Genomic DNA, 19,325 nt, shown 5'->3' on the forward strand with positions numbered 1-19,325 from the left:
CATGCACTGCGCCATATCAAGAGGGGTAATTAAAACCAGCGCTTAAAACCACGTTTCCACTTGCAGGCCGAACGAGGTGCCGCTGGTGGCGTTGCCGTACACGGGGCCCGATTCATTGGCCTTGTTGACGGCGGCCGTGGCGGCGTCGTTCCATTTGCCGTAGGTGACAAAGGCGCGCAGCTCGGGACGCGACCAGTAACCTTTGCCCGCTGTCAGGGTGGGCGCGAAGGTCAGCTTGGTCAGGCGCTGCGCGGCGCCGCCCGTGGGCGAGGTCACGCGGTCCGTGCCCAGCTCGAATTGCAGCTTGAAGTTGTCGTTGACGGCATACACGGGGCGCACGCCCAGGGTGGTCCAGGTCGAACTGCCGCCCGTGGCGTCGGACTTGTCGCGCTGCACGATGGCGATCATTTCCGCGCTCCATTCCGGCGTCGGCTGTATCCACAGCGAATTGAAGATGCGCAGGCGCGTGACGTCGCTGCCGTTGCGGATCGAACCCGTCGTGCCCATGCGGTCGCAGCACTGGCCGCCGGCGCCCGTGCCCGGCCCCACGCCGTACTGGATGCCGAAGGTGTTGGCGCCGCCCCACACTTTATCCTGCTTGTGCAGCACGGTGGCCTGCCAGCCGCTGTGCGAGGTGCTGTCCTTCTTGTCAGGCGTGATGAGGGTGGTCAGCACTTCCAGCGTACCATCCTGGTTGATGGGGATGCCCTGGTAGACGAGATTTTGCCGGATGGCCGAGTTGCCGGGCTTGTCGTTATCCTTGAAGAAGCCATAGCTGATGCGGCCCGGTCCCAGCTTGTACTGGTCGATGCCGCCGCCCGTGCCGTTCATATTGATGTATTGCAAGTCCAGCATGTGGATGTCGGGACGCATGTAGTAGCGCTTGCCGATCCAGGCCATGCCGCCGTTGAGCATGGCGATGTTTTTCGCTTCCACGTACATCTTCGACATGCTCAGTTCCGAATCGCTGACGGCGGAGCTGGGCGTGTAGGCGGCCACCATGATATGGCCGACGAAGCTGACGCCATTGGGCGACTTGGCCATTTCCTTCTGGTATTCGAACTCGCCATAGGTGTCGCATTCGTTGCCGAGCCGGTAGCGCATGGTGTTGCCGCCCAGGCCGTAGCAGCTTTGCGGGCCGCGGCTGTCCGAGCTCGAGCCGAGGCCGGCGCGGAAGTAGCCGTGGTATTCGCCTTCGGCATCGCTGGCGTGGGCGGCGCCGCAGGCCAGCAGCATAGTGCAGGCCAGGGCCAGCGAGGTCTTGATCGGGTGTTGCATGGAATCTCCTTGTCGTTATCAAAATGCGTGCTTGGGCACGTCGTACCGGATCGCTGCCGATCCAATCGGGGGACTGCCTGGGCGGAAAGCTCAGGCGGCCAAAATCTGTTTCGATGAAATCAGGTTGCCGGGTTCGCGCCGCGTGCGCGCCACGCCTTGCGCGTCGAACAGATGGAAGGCGTTGCTGGCGGCCGAGACCGTGAATGGCTGGCCCAGCGGCACGCGGTTGTTGCCGTCGCCGCGTATCACCAGTTCCTGGCCGTTGTCCAGTGCCAGGTAGATGAAGTTGGCTTCGCCCAGGTGTTCCACCAGGCTGACGACGCCCTGGAAGTGGGCGCTGCCATCGCCGTTTTCCAGGATATGTTCGGCGCGCAGGCCGACCGTGACGGCATCGCCCGGCAGCAAGCCGGCCGGATCGACGAGGGCCGTGATTTCCTGGCCGCTGGCCAGCGCCACGCGCACGCCATCGTCCTGCGCGGCGATGACCTTGCCCTCGAAGAAATTCATCATCGGCGCGCCGATGAAGCCGGCCACGAAGCGGTTGGCCGGCTGCTGGTACAGCTCGAGCGGCGTGCCGGCCTGCTGGATATGGCCGCCATGCATGACGACGATCTTGTCGCCCAGGGTCATCGCCTCGACCTGGTCGTGCGTCACATACACGATGGTGGCGTTCAACTGGCGATGCAGCTTGGCAATTTCCAGCCGCGTCTGCACGCGCAGGGCCGCGTCGAGGTTGGACAGCGGCTCGTCGAACAGGAACAGCTGCGGTTCGCGCACGATGGCGCGGCCGATGGCCACGCGCTGGCGCTGGCCGCCCGACAGTTCGCGCGGCAGCCGTTCCAGCAGGTGGTCGATCTTCAGGATGGCGGCCGCGTGGCGCACGCGCTGGGCGATGGCTTCCTTGCTGGCGCCGGCGATCTTCAGGCCGAACGCCATGTTGCGGTACACGCTCATGTGCGGATACAGGGCATAGCTCTGGAAGACCATGGCGATGCCCCGTTCGGCCGGCGGCAAGTCGTTGACAACCTTGCCGCCGATGGACAAGGTGCCCTGCGAAATGCTTTCCAGGCCGCACAGCATGCGCAGCAAGGTCGATTTGCCGCAGCCGGAAGGGCCTACCAGCACGACGAATTCACCGTCGCGGATGTCGAGGTCGATGCCGGCCAGCACATTGTGGCGGCCGTCGTAGGATTTGGTCAGTTGTTGCAGGCTTACATGGGCCATGGCGCACCTATTATTTGACCGCGCCGGACGTCAGGCCGCGGATCAGTTGACGAGAGAAAATGACGTACATGACGAGCACGGGAATGACGGCCAGCGACAGCGCCGCCAGCACGGAGTTCCAGTCCGTCACGTATTGGCCGATGAATTGCTGCACGCCCAGAGTGACGGTCTTGGTGCGGTCCGATGGCGCCAGGATCAGCGGGAACCACAGGTCGTTCCAGGCGGGAATCATGGTGAACACGGCCACCGTGGCGATGGCGGGGCGGATCAGGGGCAGGATCACCTGGAAGAAGATGGCGAATTCGCCCACCCCGTCGCAGCGCGCCGCATCCTTCAGTTCGCGCGGCACCTGGCGCACGAATTCGGACAGAATCATCACGGCCAGCGGCAGGCCCTGCGCCGTGTACACGAGCACCAGCGCGCTCAGGGTGTTGATCAGGTCGAGCCGCACCACCAGTTCCAGGATGGACACCGTGCCGAGGCGGATGGGGATCATGATGCCCAGCGCCAGGTACAGGGTCAGCAGGCGGTTGCCCGTAAACGTGTATTCCGACAAGGCCCAGGCCGCCATGGCGCCGAACAGCACGATCAGCAGCAGCGACAGCAGAGTGACGAACAGGCTGTTGCCGAAGTACAGCAGGAAGTCGGAATTGGCCAGCACCTTGTGAAAGCCCACGAGTGAAAAGGTGGACGGTGTGGGCAGGGCCAGCGGATTGTCGAAGATGGCGGCCCGCGTCTTGACCGAGTTGATCAAGATCAAGACGATGGGGAACAGGGCAATGATGGTGTAGCCGGCCAGGATCGCATGCACGGCGGCGCGGCCCAGGGGGCGGGTGGAAACGTTGCGCATGGCGGCCCTTACAGTTCGTAGCGTGTCAGCTTGCGCTGCACGAAAAAGAAATACACGCCCACGCCCACGAGGATCACGAGGAACATCATGGTGGCCACGGCGGCGCCCATGGTGGGGCTGCCCAGCTGGGCCTGGTAGCCGAAGAAGGTGCGGTAAAAGAAGGTGCCGAGGATGTCGGTGGCGTAGTTCGGTCCCGCCAGCGCGCCTTTCACGGAATACACGAGGTCGAAGGCGTTGAAATTGGCGACAAACGTGAGGATGGTCACCAGTCCCAGGGTGGGCCAGATCAGCGGCAGCTTGATTTGCCAGAAGATGCGCATGGCGCTGGCCCCTTCCGCGTGGGCCGCTTCGATGATTTCCTCGGGCACGGCCAGCAGGGCCGCATAGATCAGCATCATGGGGATGCCGATATATTGCCAAACCGAAATGAGGGCGATGGTCAGCAGGGCCGTCGATTCCTGGCCCAGCCACGGCGCGAAGTAACTGCCGATGCCGACGCCATCCATCAGCGACTGGCCCACGCCCCACAGCGGCGACAAGATCAGCTGCCAGATGAAGCCGATGATGACGACGGACAGCAGGGTCGGCAGGAAGATCAGGGTGCGGTAGCTGCGCTCGCCCTTCAACCCCTTGAGGCTGAAGAGGGTGGCCAGCAGCAGGCCGATGGGATTTTGCAGCAGCATGTGAATGAGGAAGAACTTGCAGTTGTTCCACATCGCATTCCAGAAACTTTGCGACCATTGCGGGTCGAACAGGATGGTGGCGTAGTTGGCCAGGCCGGCAAAATGGTGCTGGCCGCTTTCATCGGTCGTGTACAGGCCGAGACGCAGGGTATCGGCCAGGGGCAGGGCGCTGAACAGCGAGTAAATGACCAGCGCCGGGGCCAGGAACACGAGCACGTGCCATGGGAAAGCTTTTTTCACGGCGAAACTCCAGACGAAGAAAAGCACCGGCGGCGGGGCCGCCGGCAAAACCGTGCCACCGGCTGCCGCATCGCTTTGCTCAGGCCGGTTGCGCGGGGAGGAGGGAGGAATTTATTGCTGCTGCGGCTTGTACCACTTGGCAAAGCCGGACTGGATCTGGCGCGCCGCGTCCTTCGGCGCCAGCTTGCCGTTCAAGACCTGGGCGTTGACGTTCCACAGCTCGTTTTCCATGCTCGGTTCGCCACGGTTGAGGATTTGCGCGTTCAGGCGGATGGTCGAGGCGCAGCTGGCGCGCCAGCCGTTCATTTGCTTGGCCAGCGGGTCCTTGATGGAGATCAAATGGTTCGACAGCGAGAAGAAGCCCGTCACCTTGTTGGTGTAGATGTCGGCGAATTCCTGCGAACCGAGCCAGGCGAGGAATTTGTAGGCGTCTTCCTTGTTCTTCGACTTTTTGTTGACGCTCATGCCGATGTCCGTGTGGTCCGAGATATAGCACTTGTCGCCGGCCTTGCGCACGGGCGGGTTGAAGGCGCCCAGCTCCAGTTCCGGGTCTTGCTTGAAGTAGGCGATGTCCCAGGAGCCGGACGGGTAGATGGCGGCCTTGCCCAGCGCAAACTGGTTCTGGCTGTCGCCATAGGTTTGCGCGCTGGCCCCCTTGGACAGGTAGCTGCCCAGGCGGGCCTCGTATTCCCAGGCGGCGACGAATTGCGGGTCGGTAAATTTGGCCTTGCCGGCGATCAGCGCCTTGCGGCCTTCTTCACCCTTCCAGTAATTGGCGCCGATGCTGGTGAAGACCACCTGGTTCGCTTCCCACTGGTCGGCCGTGCCCAGCGCCAAGGGCGCATATTTGCCACTTTTCTTGACCGTTTCCAGTACCTTGAAGAATTCCTCTTCCGTGGCGGGTGGCTGCAGTTTCAGTTCGCGGAAGATTTTTTTGTTGTACAGGAAACCATGCATGACGGAGGCGATCGGCATGCAGAAGGTGTCCTTGCCATCGTCCGTCTGCCACGCCACCTTGGCCGAGGCGGGGAAGTTATCCATGCCGGCCTTGCCGTCGAGCTTTTCCAGCTGGCCCCGCTTGTACAGGGCCAGCGAGACGTCGAACGGGCGGCAGGCCAGCAAGTCGCCTGCCGTGCCGCCGCTCAGGCGCGCGTTCAGGGTGGAATCGTATTCGGTGGGGGCCGTGGGCGAGAATTTGATCTCGATGCCAGGGTGCTTTTTCTGGAAGGCGGGAATGAGTACCGTTTCCCACAGGGTCTTGTCATCCACGCGCCAGCTTTCGATGGTGAGCGTGCCAGCTTGTGCCGTGCCGCTGGCCAGCAGCAGGGCCAGTAATGTGTTGCGCGCGGCCACGCCGCCTTTTGCATGCAGTTGCATGTCGTCTCCTTGTTGATGTTGGTCTTGTTTTACTGCCGGTTACGCTGCAGTTGGCGGACAGTAGCATCGGAGAAAATGTGACGCCAGCGCCCGGCATTGGACCGATGTATTTTTCTTATCCTGTTGATTCAAAAGGATAATTTTAAAATGCGCAGGTGCGCTTGCTTACCTTTCCTTACCGTCATCCGATGCCGTGGCGCGCCGCGCGGGGCGTCGGGTGGCTGGCCCGGTTTATCCTCCGCGCAAGATAGGGCAACAAAAGCTCACATTTCTTTACAAATCAAGGTACTAAATTACCAACATGCTGTTTTGTAGTTGGGCTATAGTTTGTCGCGACAAGAAAAAGGGGACAGGATTGAAGACGCCACCGCGCAGCACCGCCGACCGCCATGCCGGGGCCGCCCGCCGTCGCGGCGTGGCGGCGCTGGCGCTGCTGGCCGCCCTGTTCTGCAGCGTGCCCGTGCGGGCCGAGCCGCTGCAAGTGCTGCACTGGTGGACTTCCACCGGCGAACGCCGCGCCGCCGACGTGCTGGTGGCACGCCTGGCGCAGGAAGGCATCGAATGGCGCGACGCGGGCATTGCGGGCGGCGCCGGGGTCGGCGCGGGCAAGGTTTTGAAGAGCCGCGTGCTGGCCGGCAATTCGCCGGAAGTCATGCAGCTGATCGGCTATACCCTGGGCGAGTGGAGCGACCTGGGCCTGCTGCTGCAGCTCGACAGCGTCGCCGCCAGCAACAACTGGCGCGCGACCATGTATCCCACCGTGTGGGGATTGCTGCAAAACCGGGGCCATACGATGGGCGTGCCGGCCGGCATCCACCGCATCAATACCCTGTTTTACAACCGCAAGATCTTCCAGCGCCTGGTCCTGGCCGTGCCGCGCAGCTGGAGTGACTTCGAGCGCGTGGCCGGCAAGCTGCGCCAGGCCGGCATCACGCCGCTGGCGCAAAGCAGCGAAGCGTGGCAGGTGGCGACCTTGTTTGAAACGCTGGTGCTGGCCGAATCGGGGCCCGCGTATTACCGCGCCCTGTTTGTCGACAAGAAAGCCGAGGCGTATGCCGACCCGCGCCTGCTCCACGCCTTGCAGCGGCTGAGGTCGCTGAAGCAATGGATGGGCACGCCGCTGCGCGAACAGGGCTGGCCCGAAATGGCGCGCCAGGTGGGCGATGGCGAGGCGGCCATGTACATCATGGGCGACTGGGCGAAGGGCGAACTGAACGCCTGGGGCCGCGCCACGGACGAAGTGTTCGGCTGCGCCGCCGCACCGGACACGGGCGACTACCACCTGTACAGCATCGATACGCTGGCCATGTTCGCGTCCGACTACACGCACCAGGGCGCGCAGGAAAAGCTGGCGCAGGTGGTCGCTTCGCTGCCCGTGCAGCTCGAATACAGCCAGGTGAAGGGCTCGATTCCCGCCTTGCGCCAGGCCGACCTGTCGCGTTTGGACAGCTGTGCACGCGCCTCGGCGCAGGCATTCGCGCGCGGCGCCGCGTTCCAGGCGCCCAGCCTCGTGCACCGCATGGCCACCGATGAAACCAGCAAGGACGCCATCATCGCCGAAGTGCACCGCTATTTCCTGGACGAGACGATCAGCGCGGCCGACGCCCAGCGCCGTATTGGCAGCATGTTGCAGGCGCTGAATAAAAAAGGACGAGACCATGTCACGCAAAATCCTGGTCGTTGACGACGATCAAAAGACCCGCATGCTGTTGAAGGCCTACCTGGAAAAGAACCAGTACGAGGTGGGCCTGGCGCACGATGGCGCCACCTTCCTGGCCGAATTCCACCGCCACGTCGACAGCCTGTCGCTGGTGATCCTCGACGTGATGCTGCCCGACACGGATGGCTTTGCCCTGTGCAAGGTGGTGCGCGCCCGCTCGAACGTGCCCATCATCATGCTGACGGCCAGCTCCGACGAGACGGACCGGGTGGTGGGGCTGGAACTGGGCGCCGACGACTACATCGCCAAGCCCTACAGTCCACGCGAATTGCTGGCGCGCATCAAGGCCATCCACCGCCGCACGGGCATCGACGCGGCCGCGCCGCCCCGCTATTACCGCTTCGTCGGTTTCACCCTCGACACGCTGGAGCGCACGGTGACGGATGCCGATGGCGAAGCGCTGCAGCTGACGGGCCTCGATTTCCAGCTGCTGCGCTACTTTGTCGAGCATCCGGGCGATATCCTCGACCGCAGCGTGCTGTGCGAGCAGACGCGGGGGCGCGACGCGGGGCCGCTCGACCGCTCGCTCGACGTGCAGGTCAGCCGGCTGCGCTTGCGCCTGAAGGACGATGGCAAGCAGCCCATGCTGATCAAGACGGTGCGCGGCGCCGGCTATGTCTTTTCTGCCGACGTGAGCAGTGCGCATGCCTGAGCGGGGCGCGCGCCGGCTGCTCGAGCGCCTGTTGCCGCCGTCGCTGCTGGGGCGCTTGTCCGTGGTGATGGTCGCCGGCGTGCTGGCCACGCAACTGGTGGGCAACCTGATCTGGGCCACGCAGCTGCGCCGCGACTCGGCGGTGGAGGCGCGCATGGCTTCGCAGCACCTGGCCCGCAGCGCCGCCAGCACCATCCGTTTCTTCCTCAGCCTGCCGGCCAACTACCGCCCCATCCTGATCCAGCAATTTCGCGAGATGGGCGGCACGCGCTTCTTCGTCAACGTCAACCAGGGGCCGCTGGCCATCCGCGAAATCGCCCCGCACGCGCTGGCCGATACGGTGGTGGCCACAGTGGGCGCGGCGCTGAAGAACGACTTGCCGCAACTGGCCGGCTACCGCGTGGGCTTCGCCTGGCCGGGCGACCTGGTGGTGGCCGATAGCGGCGCGCACATCGGCGACTTGCCGGAAAACTGGGTGCAGCACATCTTGCTGCTGAAACCGAATCCCGCGCCCGTCCTCGTGATCCAGGCCGAGCTGGAGCCTGGCAACTGGCTGTACCTGGCGGCACTGATGCCCAACCCGTATTTCTTGCAGAGCAGTAATCCGTGGACACTGGACCGGGTATTGCTGCAAGCGTTGTCGCTGGCGGCCGTGCTGCTGCTGTCGATCCTCGTCGTCCGCTGGACAACACGGCCGCTGGCCGCCTTGTCGGACGCGGCCGAAGCGTTTGGCCGTGGCGAGACGCCGCCGCCCCTGCCGCAGACGGGCAGCCGCGAGTTCGTGCAGACGGCGCGAGCCTTCAGCGGCATGCGCGAACGCATCCAGCGCTACCTGGAAGACCGCGAACGGCTGTTCGTCTCGATTTCGCATGACTTGCGCACGCCCATCACGCGCCTGAAATTGCGCACGGAATTGCTCGACGACGATGTGCAGCGCAACGAATTCCACGATGACCTCGATGAGCTGGACATGATGGTCAAGGGCGCGCTGCAATGCGTGAAGGATAGCGATATCCATGAAAACGCCACCGAGGTGCGCCTGGACCCCTTGCTGCAGCGCATGGTGCGCGGGACCCAGCTGGCTGGCCATGAAGTGCATTACGCGGAGACGGGCCTGAGCGTGAAGGCCAAGCCCCTGGCCCTGAAGCGCGCCATCGGTAATCTGCTCGACAATGCCCTGTTTTATGGCAAGACGGCCCACCTGTCGGCGTGCCGCGAAGGCGTCAACGTGGTGATCCGCATCCGCGATGACGGCCCCGGCGTGGCCGAAGAGGCGTTCGCCAGCCTGTTCCAGCCCTATGTGCGCCTGGAGCATGGCCGCGAGCAAAACGCGCATGGCATGGGATTGGGGCTCGGTATCGCGCGCAGCATCATCCAGGCGCATGGCGGCGAGCTGACCCTGGCCAACCACCGCGACGGCGGCCTGGAAGCGACTATCCGCCTGCCGGCACACTGAAGTGCCGCCATGCCTGCCCCGTCAGTGCGGCGTGCCCAGCATGCGCAGGCAGGCGTCGGCCACGTCAGCGGCGAAGGCGCTGCTGTCCTGTAACTGCGCGGCGATGGCGTCGTCCGTCACGCCGTGCACGGCCGAGTAAATCATCAGGGCCGCCAGGCGCGGCTGCGGCAGGGGCCATGCGCCCGCCGCCGCGCCGCCCGCCAGGATGGCGCCGAGCTGGGCCAGGATGGCGTTCTTGTCGGCATTGTCCGCAGGGTCGATGCCGATGCTGCGCCGGTGGCTCGTGTAGACGATGTCGTGCAATTGCCAGGTGCCCAGGTAAGTGGCGACATTCGCCTGCACCCACGCGCGCAGCCGGCCTTCCCAGTCGTTGGGCATGCACAGGTCGATGGCCGCTTCCAGGCTGGCCAGGAAATGCTGCGTATAGCGTCCGGCCAGCGCCGCCAGCATCTCGTGCTTGGACGGAAAATAGTGATAGAAGGTACCTTTCGCCACGCCGGCCAGGCTGGTGATATCGCTGACGGTGGTCGCGTCAACACCCTTGTCGAGGAAAAGGCGCTCGGCGGCGGTCATCAATTCATCGAGGCGCACTTCGGCTGGTTTGGTGCGGGGGCGTGCGGGCGCGTCCGTGGCAGGGGCGGCGTCGTGCATGGCGCGGAGGAAAGTAGTCATGTGTCTAGTATAAGTGAAGCGCTGGCGCTGCCAAAGCTCACCGGTGCACACGATTTTTTTAATTGACCGACGGTCAGTCGATAGTTATGATGAAGCCAAACTCATACATCGGAATCACTCATGCAACGTTATCGCCGGGCGGCTCTGGTAGCCGCCGCCTACCTTGGAACCTTTCTTGCCTCGCTCGATATCAGCATCGTCAACGTGGCCTTGCCCACCTTGCAAACGGCGCTGGCGACGGATATGGCGGGCTTGCAGTGGGTGGTCAACGCCTACGCGCTGTGCCTGTCGGCCTGCATGCTGTCCGCCGGACCGCTGGGCGACAGGCATGGGCACAAGCGCATCTGGCTGCTGGGCGTGGCGCTATTTACAGTGGGCTCGCTGCTGTGTGCGCTGGCCGCCAGCCTGCCGCTATTGCTGGCGGGCCGGGCCGTGCAGGGCATCGCGGGGGCCTTGCTGATCCCCGGCGCGATGCCGATACTGAGCCACGCGTTTCCCGACCCGCGCGAACGGGCGCACGTGATCGGCGGCTGGTCGGCTTTCAGCGCGCTGGCGCTGATCCTGGGGCCGCTGCTGGGCGGCATGCTGCTGGAGACCACGGGCTGGCAAAGCATCTTCCTGATCAATCTGCCGCTGGGATTGCTGGCCATGCTGCTGGGAGCCTGGGGCATCACGGAGCGCCATTACCGTGAGCAGGCGGCGCTGGACCGGACGGGGCAGGTACTCAGCATTGTCTGGCTCGGCGCGCTCACCTACGGCTTGATCGCACTGGGCGAGGCGGACGGACCGGGCGGCATGGCTGCCGGGCCATCGCTGGGCGGGGCGCTGCTGGCCTTCATCGCCTTCCTGGCCGTCGAAGCGCGCGCGCCGCGCCCCCTGTTGCCGCTGCGTCTGTTTCGCGACAGGACCTTTGCGGTGATCAACCTGGCCTCGCTGGTGCTGGGGTTTGCCTGCTACAGCAGCCTGTTCTTTTTCTCGCTGTACCTGCAGCAAATCCAGGGCTGGCCGGCGGGCGCCAGCGGCTGGCGCATGTTGCCGCAGTTCGCGGCCATGGGCATCGTTTCCCTGTGCTTCGGCCGCCTCAGCCGTCACGTGTCCCTGCGGCGATTGATGCTGGCGGGTTATGTGCTGGCGGGGCTGGTGCTGCTGGCGACGGCGACCTTGGCGCCGCAGACGCCCTACGCCATCGTCGGCAGCCTGTTCGGCCTGCTGGGCCTGGCCATGGGATTGGCCGTGCCAGCCACGGGCTTGCTGGCGATGGCAGCCGTGGAAGGCGAGCGAGCCGCCATGGCATCGGCCATCATGAATGCCTTGCGCCAGGCGGGCATGACCATGGGCGTGGCCGTGCTGGGCAGCGTGATGAGCTTGCGCGCCGCCACCCTGCTGGAGCGGGCGGGGCAGGTTGCCGCCCTGGCCGCCGGCTTTCAGCTGGCGATGCTGCTGGCAGGGCTGGCGTGCCTGGCCGTGGCCTTGCCGCTGTACTGCTTGCCGTCGAAGTAAGGCTCAGGCACGCAAGGCGCTGGGCACGCGTGGCGACGACATCAGGTCGCGGAACGCGGCCCAGTGTTCCGCGCGCGTGGCGCCCTGGCGCTCGACATAGGCTTTCGCCATGTCCTGGCCCAGGTTGTAATTGATGACGTACGCGCCCATGGCATCGTAGAACTGCAGGCGCTGCGCGGATTTCTCTGCCGGATACAGGCGCACGTTGACCAGCCATTCCAGTGCCTCTTCGCGGCTCAGGCTGCCTTCGAGGTACTGGCGCGCGATATCGTTGTCGGCATAGCTCAGTTTGGCCAGCAGCCCATTGAGTTGCGCATAGCGGGGCGCCAGCGCCGGATCGAGGCCGGCCAGCGGGTACAGCACCTGCTGTTCGAAAGCCAGCCGCTCTGCATCCGTGAAACTCAGTTCGATGCCGTAATTGGCCGTGCCTTCGGCAATCAGGGATTGCGGAGAATATAGCGGATAGATGCAGTATTCCATCCAGCCCTTGCCGCGCACCAGGTCGCGCTCGAGCAGCACGTTGTAGACGTGGTGGCCCGGATACGCTTCGTGGCAGCCGAGGTCGACGGCGCGGTCTATGTACACGGGCAAGTCGGTATTGATCTGGATCACGCTCTGGTAGTTGCCCTTGTACCAGTTGTAGCCGCTCCACGGCTTGTCGGTGACGAATTCCAGCACGAAATCTTCGCCTTCGGGCAGGGCGATGTACTGCAAGGTGCGTTCGCGGCCCGCGCGGATGGCCGCATCCATGACGGCGCGTAGTTTGTCGGCGGGAATGACAAGTTGCGCGCGCAAGGCATTGACCCGGTCGCTGACCGTGCCGTCGCCAGGCAGCAGGGCATCGATCTGCGCCACCAGTTCTGCATAGTACGCGCGGCTGTGATGGGGCGAGACGGCGTCATACAGGCGCGCGCTTTCCGTATCGAAATCCAGGCGCGATCCCTGCAGCATGTCCGCCTTGGCCAGCACGGCCTGCAACTGCTTGCGCAGGTTGAGGGCGCGCAAGCAGGCGGCGTCGGTCAGCAGGGCCAGCGCCGCGTTTGCACCATCCTTGATGCCGCTCAAACTCAGTTGCTGTTCTACCGCTTCTTGTTGCCATGCGGGCGGGCCGTAATACGCGTCGACATACGAGGCATCGTGCTGGCCCATGGCCAGGACCAGCTTGACGTAGCGTTCGGCCACGTCGGCAAGGAGGGGAGAGTGGCTGTCGTGCTGCGTCATGGCGGCATGCTTCCTGGCGGTTGAACAGGTGCTTATTGTATAGCGCATCTGCATGCAGATGCGATGTACACACGCGACATCATTTCCCTATAACAATTAGAAAAACGCATCTTGATGTAGCTCAGTGAACCCGGCATTCGCGGCCTGTGCGCGCGGGTTTGGTAGCAAGATGGGCGGCCTACTTTTTTACATGTACACGTGATTTTCCCCTTGATCTTTCTTCGTTTATGGACGAATATGATGTACGAGATACGGCACTACCTGACATCATCGGGCAGGGATTTGTATACGGAATGGCTGAAGCGCCAGCGCGACAATACGGCCAGGGTAGCCATCGTGCGCCGGGTACTGCGTATGATTCCCGGCAATTTTGGCGACCATAAATTTTGCCGCGACGGTGTGTGGGAGTTGCGCATCGATGTGGGGCCTGGCTACCGCGTGTATTACGCCATCGCTGACGGGCAGATCATTTTATTATTGTGTGGCGGCGCAAGCGCGTGGAGACAAGCGCACGCAGTCGAAAGATATCGAATACGCCTGTGCCTGCTGGCACGACTGGAAGGAGAGGGAAGATGAAAGAGGATGTGAAAGAGGTCATGAGCAAACCACCAAGAGACCGCTCGCATGACGAGGCGATGGCCGAACTGTACCGCGACGATCCCGCTTTCGCCCTTGCATTGATCAACGAGATCCTCGTCGATGGCGACCACGGCGAACTGCTGGCCGTGCTGCGCCAGCTGACGCGCGCCTTTGGCGGCGTGCCCGCCGTGGCGCAGGCGGCCAAGCTCAATCCTACCCAGCTGTACCGCACCCTGTCGCCCGATGGCAATCCCTCCTTGAGCACCTTGACGGCCATCCTCGATGCCATGGGCTTGCGCCTGGCCGTGGAACCCAGGCAGCCCGAGCGTCCATTTCCCGCGCCGGCTGCCTGAGTCCCTGCCTCTGGCTTAAAACGCCACGGGCCGTGCCTCGCGCATCGCTTGCGTCATGGCCAGGCCGATGCGCGTCGCTTCCGTCGCGTCGTGCAAGGTCAGCGACAAGGTGCGCCGGCCCAGTGCCGCATCCGTAAACTCCTGCGCCTCGATCAAAAAGGCGTCGGCGAAGCGGGCATAGAAGTCCGGCGTGCATTCATTGCGCACGCCATGCGCATCCGAAATTTCCACCCTGTTCAGGCGCGGATTGCTGCCCACGGCCAGGCGGCCGCCCGTGCCGAACACTTCCGTCAGGGTTTCGTGGCCGTGCGCCATGGTGCGCGAGGCCATGAAGCTGGCCATGCTGCCATCGGAAAATTCGACCGTCGCCAGGCCATTGTCCACGTCGCCGAACGCCTGCAAGCCCGTGTGGATGGCGTTGGTGCCGCTCGCATACACGCGTTTGGGCACGGGATTGCCCAGCAGCCAGCGCGCCAGGTCGATATCGTGCACGCTGCAATCGAGGAAGATGCCGCCGCTGGTGGGGGCGAAGCGCATGAAGGCGCCGCTGGGGTCGTTCTGGTCGCAGGTTTGCGAACGCACTAGGTAGGGCTTGCCGATCAAGCCTTGGGCAATCTTTTGCTGCGCATCATGGTAGCTGGCGTCGAAGCGGCGCACGAAGCCGATCATGATGGTCAGCTGCGGGTGGCGCGCCGCTTCCGCTTCCACCTTCAGGCAATCGGCCAGGTCCAGCGACAGCGGCTTTTCGCAAAACACGTGCTTGCCGGCGCGCAGGGCGGCGATGATCTGATCCGCATGCAGCGAGGTGGGCGTGACGAGGAAGACGGCGTCCAGGCCCGGGTGGGCCAGCAGGGCGTCGTAGTCGGCATAACCGGTGGTGATGCCGAGCGTGCTGGCTGCCCAGTCCAGTTCGGCTGGTACGGGGCTGCAGGCGGCCACGACTTCGGCATTCGGCACGCGCTGCGCCAGGTTGATGGCGTGGCGCTGGCCCAGCCGGCCCAGGCCGACGATGCCGACTTTTAATGTTGGGGATGACATGGTGTCTCCAGGTATTTTTATTATTGGTTTATAAAGTGACCACGCGCTGTTCGCGCCACGACAAGGTGGCCGCTTCGGCCAGCTCCAATGCCTTCAAGCCATCGTGAACGGTGGTGCGTAGCGGCGTGCCGTGGGTGAGGGCGTCAAAGAAATGCGCCATTTCCTGCGCGTAGGCCACGCGATAACGTTCCAGGAAGAAGTCTTCTGGCTTGTCCACGCTGACATTCACCGAACCATAGGCCGTCACTTCCGTCGGCTTGTGGTTGCCCGCTTGCAGCATGCCGGCGCTACCCAGCACTTCGAAGCGCTGGTCGTAGCCGTAGGCGGCGCGGCGCGAGGCATTGATCTGGCACAAGCGTCCCTTGGCCGTGCGGATGGTGACGACGGCCGTGTCCAGGTCGCCCGCCTCGCCGATGGCGGGGTCGACGAGGCAGCTGCCCGTGGCGTGCACGCTGACGGCTTCATCGTCGAGTATCCAGCGGAAGATGTCGAAATCGTGGATCAGCATATCCTTGAAGATGCCGCCCGACACCTTGATGTAGCTGACGGGCGGAGGACCAGGATCGCGGCTGGTGACGACCAGCAATTCGGGCGTGCCGATTTCGCCCGCTTCGATGCGTGTCTTGACGGCATTGAAAGTGGGGTCGTAGCGGCGCTGGAAGCCCAGCATGCACAGTACCTTGGCTTCCTTGACGGCGGCGGCGCAGGCGCGCGCGCGGTCGATCGTCAGGTCGACGGGTTTTTCGCAAAAGATGGCCTTGCCGGCGGCGGCCGAGCGCAGGATCAGGTCCGCATGCGTGTCTGTGCTGGAAGCGATGACGACGGCCTTGATGGCGGGGTCTGCCAATGCCGCCTCGACAGTCGCGCTGCTGCCGCCATGCAGGCCGGCCAGCGCGGCGGCGGCCTCCTGGTTGACGTCGACCACGTACTTGAACTGCACGCCGGGTTGGGCAGCCAGGTTGGCCGCGTGGATTTTGCCGATGCGTCCGGCGCCGAACAACGCTACTTCAATCATCATGTTCTCCTGGGGTGTGGATTTCTTCGATGTCGAGCTCTAATTTGTATGCCAGCGCGATGAACAGCGCCTGGCACAGGCAGATGGTGCTGGTCAGCGAACGGAAGGCGAAGGCGCTGCCCTCGGTGACGGTGAGCAGCGCGTCGGCGGCCCGCGCGAGCGGGGCCAGTTTGCTGTCGGTAATCACGAGGACCTTGGCGCCCTTGTCTTGCGCCGCCTTGATGCACTGCTGGGTTTCCTTGCCGTAAGGCGAGAAACTGATGGCGATCGCCACATCGCGTTCGCGCACGCTGCGCATCTGTTCGCGGTGCATGCCGCCCAGTCCGCTGATCAGGTGCACGCGCTTGTCCGTGTGTTCCAGCGCATAGGCGATGTAGGAGGCGATCGGAAAGGAACGGCGCACGCCGATCACATAGATATTTTCCGCTTTCAGCAGCAGATTGACGGCCGCTTCCAGCTGCGCGTCGTCGAGGCCGGCCGCCAGGTCGTCGAGGCCGGCGCGGCTGGCGCCGACGAATTCGCGCGTCAGGTCGCCTGCGCTGAGGGCGGCGTCGCGCGTGGAAATGAGCTTGCGGATGCGCTGCTGGTAGTCGGGCGTGGCGCCGGCCTGGTCCGTGTATGCCTGGCGGAACACATCCTGCATTTCCGAAAAGCCCGTATAGCCGAAGCGCTGCGCGAAACGCACGATGGCGGATGGCTGCACATCGCAGGCGGCAGCGATATCGCTGATGCGCTCGAGCATCAGGCTGGCCCGGTGCTTTTCAATGTATTGGGCGATGACTTTCAGCTGGCGCGACAGGTTGTCGTACTCGGCGGCAATGTGCTGCATCAACTGTTCGATGGGGGCGGTGGCTGCCATGGTGTTTTCCTCTGTGTGTTGCTGGGCCGTGGGATTGCTGCGGCTGGTTCTGGCGAGAATTATAGGAGGGAAATCCAAAAATAGAAATGAATTTCTATTTAAATTTATTTTGAAAATTTTATTGCATTTGTCTTTTTTGTGGCCTAAGCTGTGCGCAGTGCATCGGTTCGTGTGCCGCAAGGCCAGGCCGGTGACACCCTTCATAAAAGCTCGCAACTATAAAAATTAATCCGTCTAGGAGACATTCATGCATAGCAATAAAAGCAAGGGTTTGATGAAGTGCCTGGCCATCGCCAGCCTGGGCCTGAGCCTGGGTTTGAGCACGGGCGCCAGCCATGCTGCCGGCGAGAAATTCGTCATGGTCAGCCACGCGCCAGACTCCGATTCCTGGTGGAACACCATCAAGAACGCCATCAAGCAAGCCGGTGAAGACTTCAACGTATCCGTCGACTACCGCAATCCGCCGAATGGCGACCTGGCCGACATGGCGCGCCTGATCGAGCAGTCGGCCGCGCGCAATTACGATGGCTTGATCGCCGATATCGCCGACTTCAGCGTGCTGCAAAAACCGCTGGGTACGGTAGTGGCCAAGAAAATCATGCTCGTGACCATCAATTCGGGCACCATCGCGCAAAGCGAGCAGTTGAAAGCCATCATGCACGTGGGCCAGCCCGAGTATGACGCGGGCCTGGGCGCCGGCAAGCGCGCCAAGGAGGCGGGCATCAAGTCCTTCGTGTGCGTGAATCACTATGCGATGAATGCCTCGTCGTTCGAGCGCTGCCGCGGTTTTGCCGATGCGCTCGGCGTCGACTTCAAATCGTCCACGCTCGACACCAATGGCGTCGACCCTGGCGTGATCGAAAGCAAGGTCAGCGCCTATCTGCGCAGCAATCCGAAGACCCAGGCCGTGCTGGCGCTGGGACCGGATTCGGCGCCGGCCGCCATGCGCGCCGTCGAGAAGCTGGGCCTGAAAGGCAAGATGTATTTCGCCAGCTTCGACTTGTCGGAAGAAATCGCCAAGGGCATCAAGGATGGCAGCATCCAGTTCGCGATCGACCAGCAGCCCTACCTGCAAGGTTACATTCCTGTCGCCGTAATGGCCATCATGAAACAGCAAAAGATCACTGACCTGGCCAAGGTCAAGGAAATCCTGATCGCCAATCCGAAATACCAGGCGCGCCTGGCGGAATACGGCCTGACGCCCATCTACGGCCCACGCCACATCAGCTCAGGCCCCGGTTTCGTGACCAAGGAAAATATCTCCAAGGTCGAAAAATACGCCGGCCAATACCGCTAATCCACACAGTCGCCACCGGGAGTTGCCCAGCGCCGCACCGCCTCCCGCGGGCGGCGCATGGGAGGAACACGCCTGGCGCCAGCGATGCTGGCAGGAAAGTAATTGGAATTGGTAACAAGTATCACTGAAAGGACATCGTATGACTGCGCTCAAATCCAGCCTGGCTAGCCCCGGCAAGTATCCTCCTCCGCCTCCCGGCGCCTCCAGCAAGCCAGTTGCCGCCGCCGACGAGCGCGTGGGCACGACCAGCTGGGTCAAACGGTTTTTTGGCCGCCCCGAATTCGCCTCGATTTCCGGCGCGGTGCTCGTGTTTGCCTTCTTCGTCATCACGGCCGGCGATTCCGGCATGTTCAATCTCGATGGCGTCGTCAATTGGATGCAAGTGGCGTCCTACCTGGGCATCATCGCCATCGGCGCCTGCCTGTTGATGATCGCCGGTGAATTCGATCTGTCGATCGGTTCCATGATCGGCTTTGCCGGCATGATGATCGCCATTCCGACGATCTATTTCCACTGGCCATTGTGGGCCGCCATCCTGTTCGCCTTTGCCGGTTCCATGGCGCTGGGCTGGCTGAACGGCTACATCGTCATCAAGACGCGCTTGCCATCGTTCATCGTTACCCTGGCGTTCCTGTTCATCCTGCGCGGCCTGACGCTGGCCCTGTCGATCATGTTTGCCAACCGCACCATCGTCAGCGGCGTGGGCGACCTGGCGGCGCAGGACTGGCTGGCCAGCCTGCTGTTCCACGGCAATGTGGCGACGGGCCTGTTCCAGTGGATGGGCGCGCATGGCTGGATCGCCGTGCTCGACGACGGCTCGCCGCTGGTGAAGGGCATTCCGAAAGTCATCGCCTGGTGGCTGGTGCTGGCTGCCGGCGCCGCATTCGTGTTGTCGCGTACCCGCTTCGGCAACTGGATGTTTGCCGTGGGCGGCGACGCCAACGCGGCCAAGAACGTGGGCGTGCCGGTGCGCAAGGTCAAGATCTCGCTGTTCGTCTTCACGGCCTTCTGTGCCTGCCTGTTTGCCACCTTGCAAGTATGCGACGTGGGTTCGGCCGCCGCCGACCGCGGCATGCAAAAGGAATTTGAAGCCATCATCGCGGCCGTGATCGGCGGCGCCTTGCTGACGGGCGGCTACGGTTCCGTCGTCGGCGCCTGCTTCGGCGCGCTGATCTTCGGCGTGGTGCAGATCGGCATCACTTATACCAACATCAATTCGGACTGGTTCCGCGTGTTCCTCGGCGTGATGCTGCTGATCGCGGTGCTGTTCAATAACTTTGTACGCTCACGCGTCACGGAAGCGAGATAAAT

17 protein-coding genes and 1 pseudogene are annotated in these 19,325 nt (G+C 63.3%); 8 read left to right on the plus strand and 10 right to left on the minus strand.

From position 1 onward, the window contains the following. Nucleotides 1-42: 42 nt before the first annotated feature. From BLT98_RS19835 to BLT98_RS19855, 5 genes are all read right to left on the minus strand, one after another. On the minus strand, nucleotides 43-1,278 hold the full coding sequence (locus BLT98_RS19835) for a maltoporin (RefSeq protein ID WP_092610744.1): 1,236 nt from the start codon (nucleotides 1,276-1,278) through the stop codon (nucleotides 43-45). A 90-nt stretch (nucleotides 1,279-1,368) separates the two neighbouring features. Continuing rightward, the gene (gene ugpC, locus BLT98_RS19840; RefSeq protein ID WP_092610747.1) at nucleotides 1,369-2,502 is read right to left on the minus strand and encodes an ABC transporter ATP-binding protein; all 1,134 of its coding nucleotides are present in this window, start codon (nucleotides 2,500-2,502) and stop codon (nucleotides 1,369-1,371) included. Between the two features lie 10 nt (nucleotides 2,503-2,512). Continuing rightward, the gene (locus BLT98_RS19845; RefSeq protein ID WP_034777925.1) at nucleotides 2,513-3,352 is read right to left on the minus strand and encodes a carbohydrate ABC transporter permease; all 840 of its coding nucleotides are present in this window, start codon (nucleotides 3,350-3,352) and stop codon (nucleotides 2,513-2,515) included. An 8-nt stretch (nucleotides 3,353-3,360) separates the two neighbouring features. Continuing rightward, nucleotides 3,361-4,275: a carbohydrate ABC transporter permease gene (locus tag BLT98_RS19850; RefSeq protein WP_034758088.1), complete on the minus strand. Its 915-nt coding sequence runs from the start codon at nucleotides 4,273-4,275 to the stop codon at nucleotides 3,361-3,363. Between the two features lie 111 nt (nucleotides 4,276-4,386). Beyond that, the gene (locus BLT98_RS19855) at nucleotides 4,387-5,652 is read right to left on the minus strand and encodes an ABC transporter substrate-binding protein (protein WP_034777923.1); all 1,266 of its coding nucleotides are present in this window, start codon (nucleotides 5,650-5,652) and stop codon (nucleotides 4,387-4,389) included. A gap of 355 nt (nucleotides 5,653-6,007) precedes the next feature. On the opposite strand from BLT98_RS19855, the gene BLT98_RS19860 reads away from it, so the two are divergent. The 3 genes from BLT98_RS19860 to BLT98_RS19870 are packed head-to-tail and all read left to right on the plus strand — an operon-like array spanning nucleotide 6,008 to nucleotide 9,480. After that, a complete protein-coding gene (locus tag BLT98_RS19860) occupies nucleotides 6,008-7,336 on the plus strand; it encodes an ABC transporter substrate-binding protein (protein ID WP_244517592.1) in 1,329 nt (442 codons plus the stop codon). Next, nucleotides 7,311-8,024 (plus strand): response regulator, encoded by a 714-nt coding sequence (locus tag BLT98_RS19865; protein ID WP_034777921.1) that lies wholly within the window; start codon nucleotides 7,311-7,313, stop codon nucleotides 8,022-8,024. Before BLT98_RS19860 ends, BLT98_RS19865 begins: the two co-directional genes overlap by 26 nt. Continuing rightward, nucleotides 8,017-9,480: an ATP-binding protein gene (locus BLT98_RS19870; RefSeq protein ID WP_034777919.1), complete on the plus strand. Its 1,464-nt coding sequence runs from the start codon at nucleotides 8,017-8,019 to the stop codon at nucleotides 9,478-9,480. The genes BLT98_RS19865 and BLT98_RS19870 overlap by 8 nt, the downstream gene beginning before the upstream one ends. A gap of 21 nt (nucleotides 9,481-9,501) precedes the next feature. Here the strand turns inward: BLT98_RS19870 and BLT98_RS19875 are convergent, their stop codons facing one another. Next, entirely contained in the window at nucleotides 9,502-10,152 is a 651-nt protein-coding gene (locus tag BLT98_RS19875; RefSeq protein WP_244517594.1) for a TetR/AcrR family transcriptional regulator, read from the minus strand. 120 nt (nucleotides 10,153-10,272) lie between these two features. On the opposite strand from BLT98_RS19875, the gene BLT98_RS19880 reads away from it, so the two are divergent. After that, nucleotides 10,273-11,652 carry an MFS transporter gene (locus tag BLT98_RS19880; protein ID WP_092610756.1) on the plus strand — a complete coding sequence of 460 codons (1,380 nt, stop codon included), beginning with the start codon at nucleotides 10,273-10,275 and terminating at the stop codon, nucleotides 11,650-11,652. A 3-nt stretch (nucleotides 11,653-11,655) separates the two neighbouring features. Here the strand turns inward: BLT98_RS19880 and BLT98_RS19885 are convergent, their stop codons facing one another. Then, nucleotides 11,656-12,873: a hypothetical protein gene (locus tag BLT98_RS19885; protein WP_211615017.1), complete on the minus strand. Its 1,218-nt coding sequence runs from the start codon at nucleotides 12,871-12,873 to the stop codon at nucleotides 11,656-11,658. A 240-nt stretch (nucleotides 12,874-13,113) separates the two neighbouring features. On the opposite strand from BLT98_RS19885, the pseudogene BLT98_RS19890 reads away from it, so the two are divergent. Both BLT98_RS19890 and BLT98_RS19895 read left to right on the plus strand, forming a co-directional pair. Then, a pseudogene (locus BLT98_RS19890) lies at nucleotides 13,114-13,501 on the plus strand (type II toxin-antitoxin system RelE/ParE family toxin). Further along, nucleotides 13,470-13,805 (plus strand): helix-turn-helix domain-containing transcriptional regulator, encoded by a 336-nt coding sequence (locus BLT98_RS19895; protein WP_092610759.1) that lies wholly within the window; start codon nucleotides 13,470-13,472, stop codon nucleotides 13,803-13,805. The pseudogene BLT98_RS19890 and the gene BLT98_RS19895 overlap by 32 nt, the downstream one beginning before the upstream one ends. Nucleotides 13,806-13,820: 15 nt before the next feature. Here the strand turns inward: BLT98_RS19895 and BLT98_RS19900 are convergent, their stop codons facing one another. The 3 genes from BLT98_RS19900 to BLT98_RS19910 are packed head-to-tail and all read right to left on the minus strand — an operon-like array spanning nucleotide 13,821 to nucleotide 16,717. Then, on the minus strand, nucleotides 13,821-14,843 hold the full coding sequence (locus BLT98_RS19900) for a Gfo/Idh/MocA family oxidoreductase (RefSeq protein WP_092610762.1): 1,023 nt from the start codon (nucleotides 14,841-14,843) through the stop codon (nucleotides 13,821-13,823). A gap of 28 nt (nucleotides 14,844-14,871) precedes the next feature. Further along, on the minus strand, nucleotides 14,872-15,858 hold the full coding sequence (gene iolG, locus BLT98_RS19905; protein WP_081345411.1) for an inositol 2-dehydrogenase: 987 nt from the start codon (nucleotides 15,856-15,858) through the stop codon (nucleotides 14,872-14,874). Next, nucleotides 15,851-16,717: a MurR/RpiR family transcriptional regulator gene (locus BLT98_RS19910; RefSeq protein ID WP_034757651.1), complete on the minus strand. Its 867-nt coding sequence runs from the start codon at nucleotides 16,715-16,717 to the stop codon at nucleotides 15,851-15,853. The genes iolG and BLT98_RS19910 overlap by 8 nt, the downstream gene beginning before the upstream one ends. A 274-nt stretch (nucleotides 16,718-16,991) precedes the next feature. Here BLT98_RS19910 and BLT98_RS19915 point away from each other — a divergent pair, with 274 nt between their 5' ends. Both BLT98_RS19915 and BLT98_RS19920 read left to right on the plus strand, forming a co-directional pair. After that, nucleotides 16,992-18,014, plus strand: coding sequence for a sugar ABC transporter substrate-binding protein (locus tag BLT98_RS19915; RefSeq protein ID WP_223279159.1), 1,023 nt, complete (start codon nucleotides 16,992-16,994; stop codon nucleotides 18,012-18,014). A gap of 139 nt (nucleotides 18,015-18,153) precedes the next feature. Then, entirely contained in the window at nucleotides 18,154-19,323 is a 1,170-nt protein-coding gene (locus BLT98_RS19920) for an ABC transporter permease (protein WP_034777904.1), read from the plus strand. Nucleotides 19,324-19,325: the final 2 nt, after the last annotated feature.

This window comes from Janthinobacterium sp. YR213, from assembly GCF_900099875.1.
GTDB classification, from domain to species: Bacteria; Pseudomonadota; Gammaproteobacteria; order Burkholderiales; family Burkholderiaceae_D; genus Janthinobacterium; species Janthinobacterium lividum.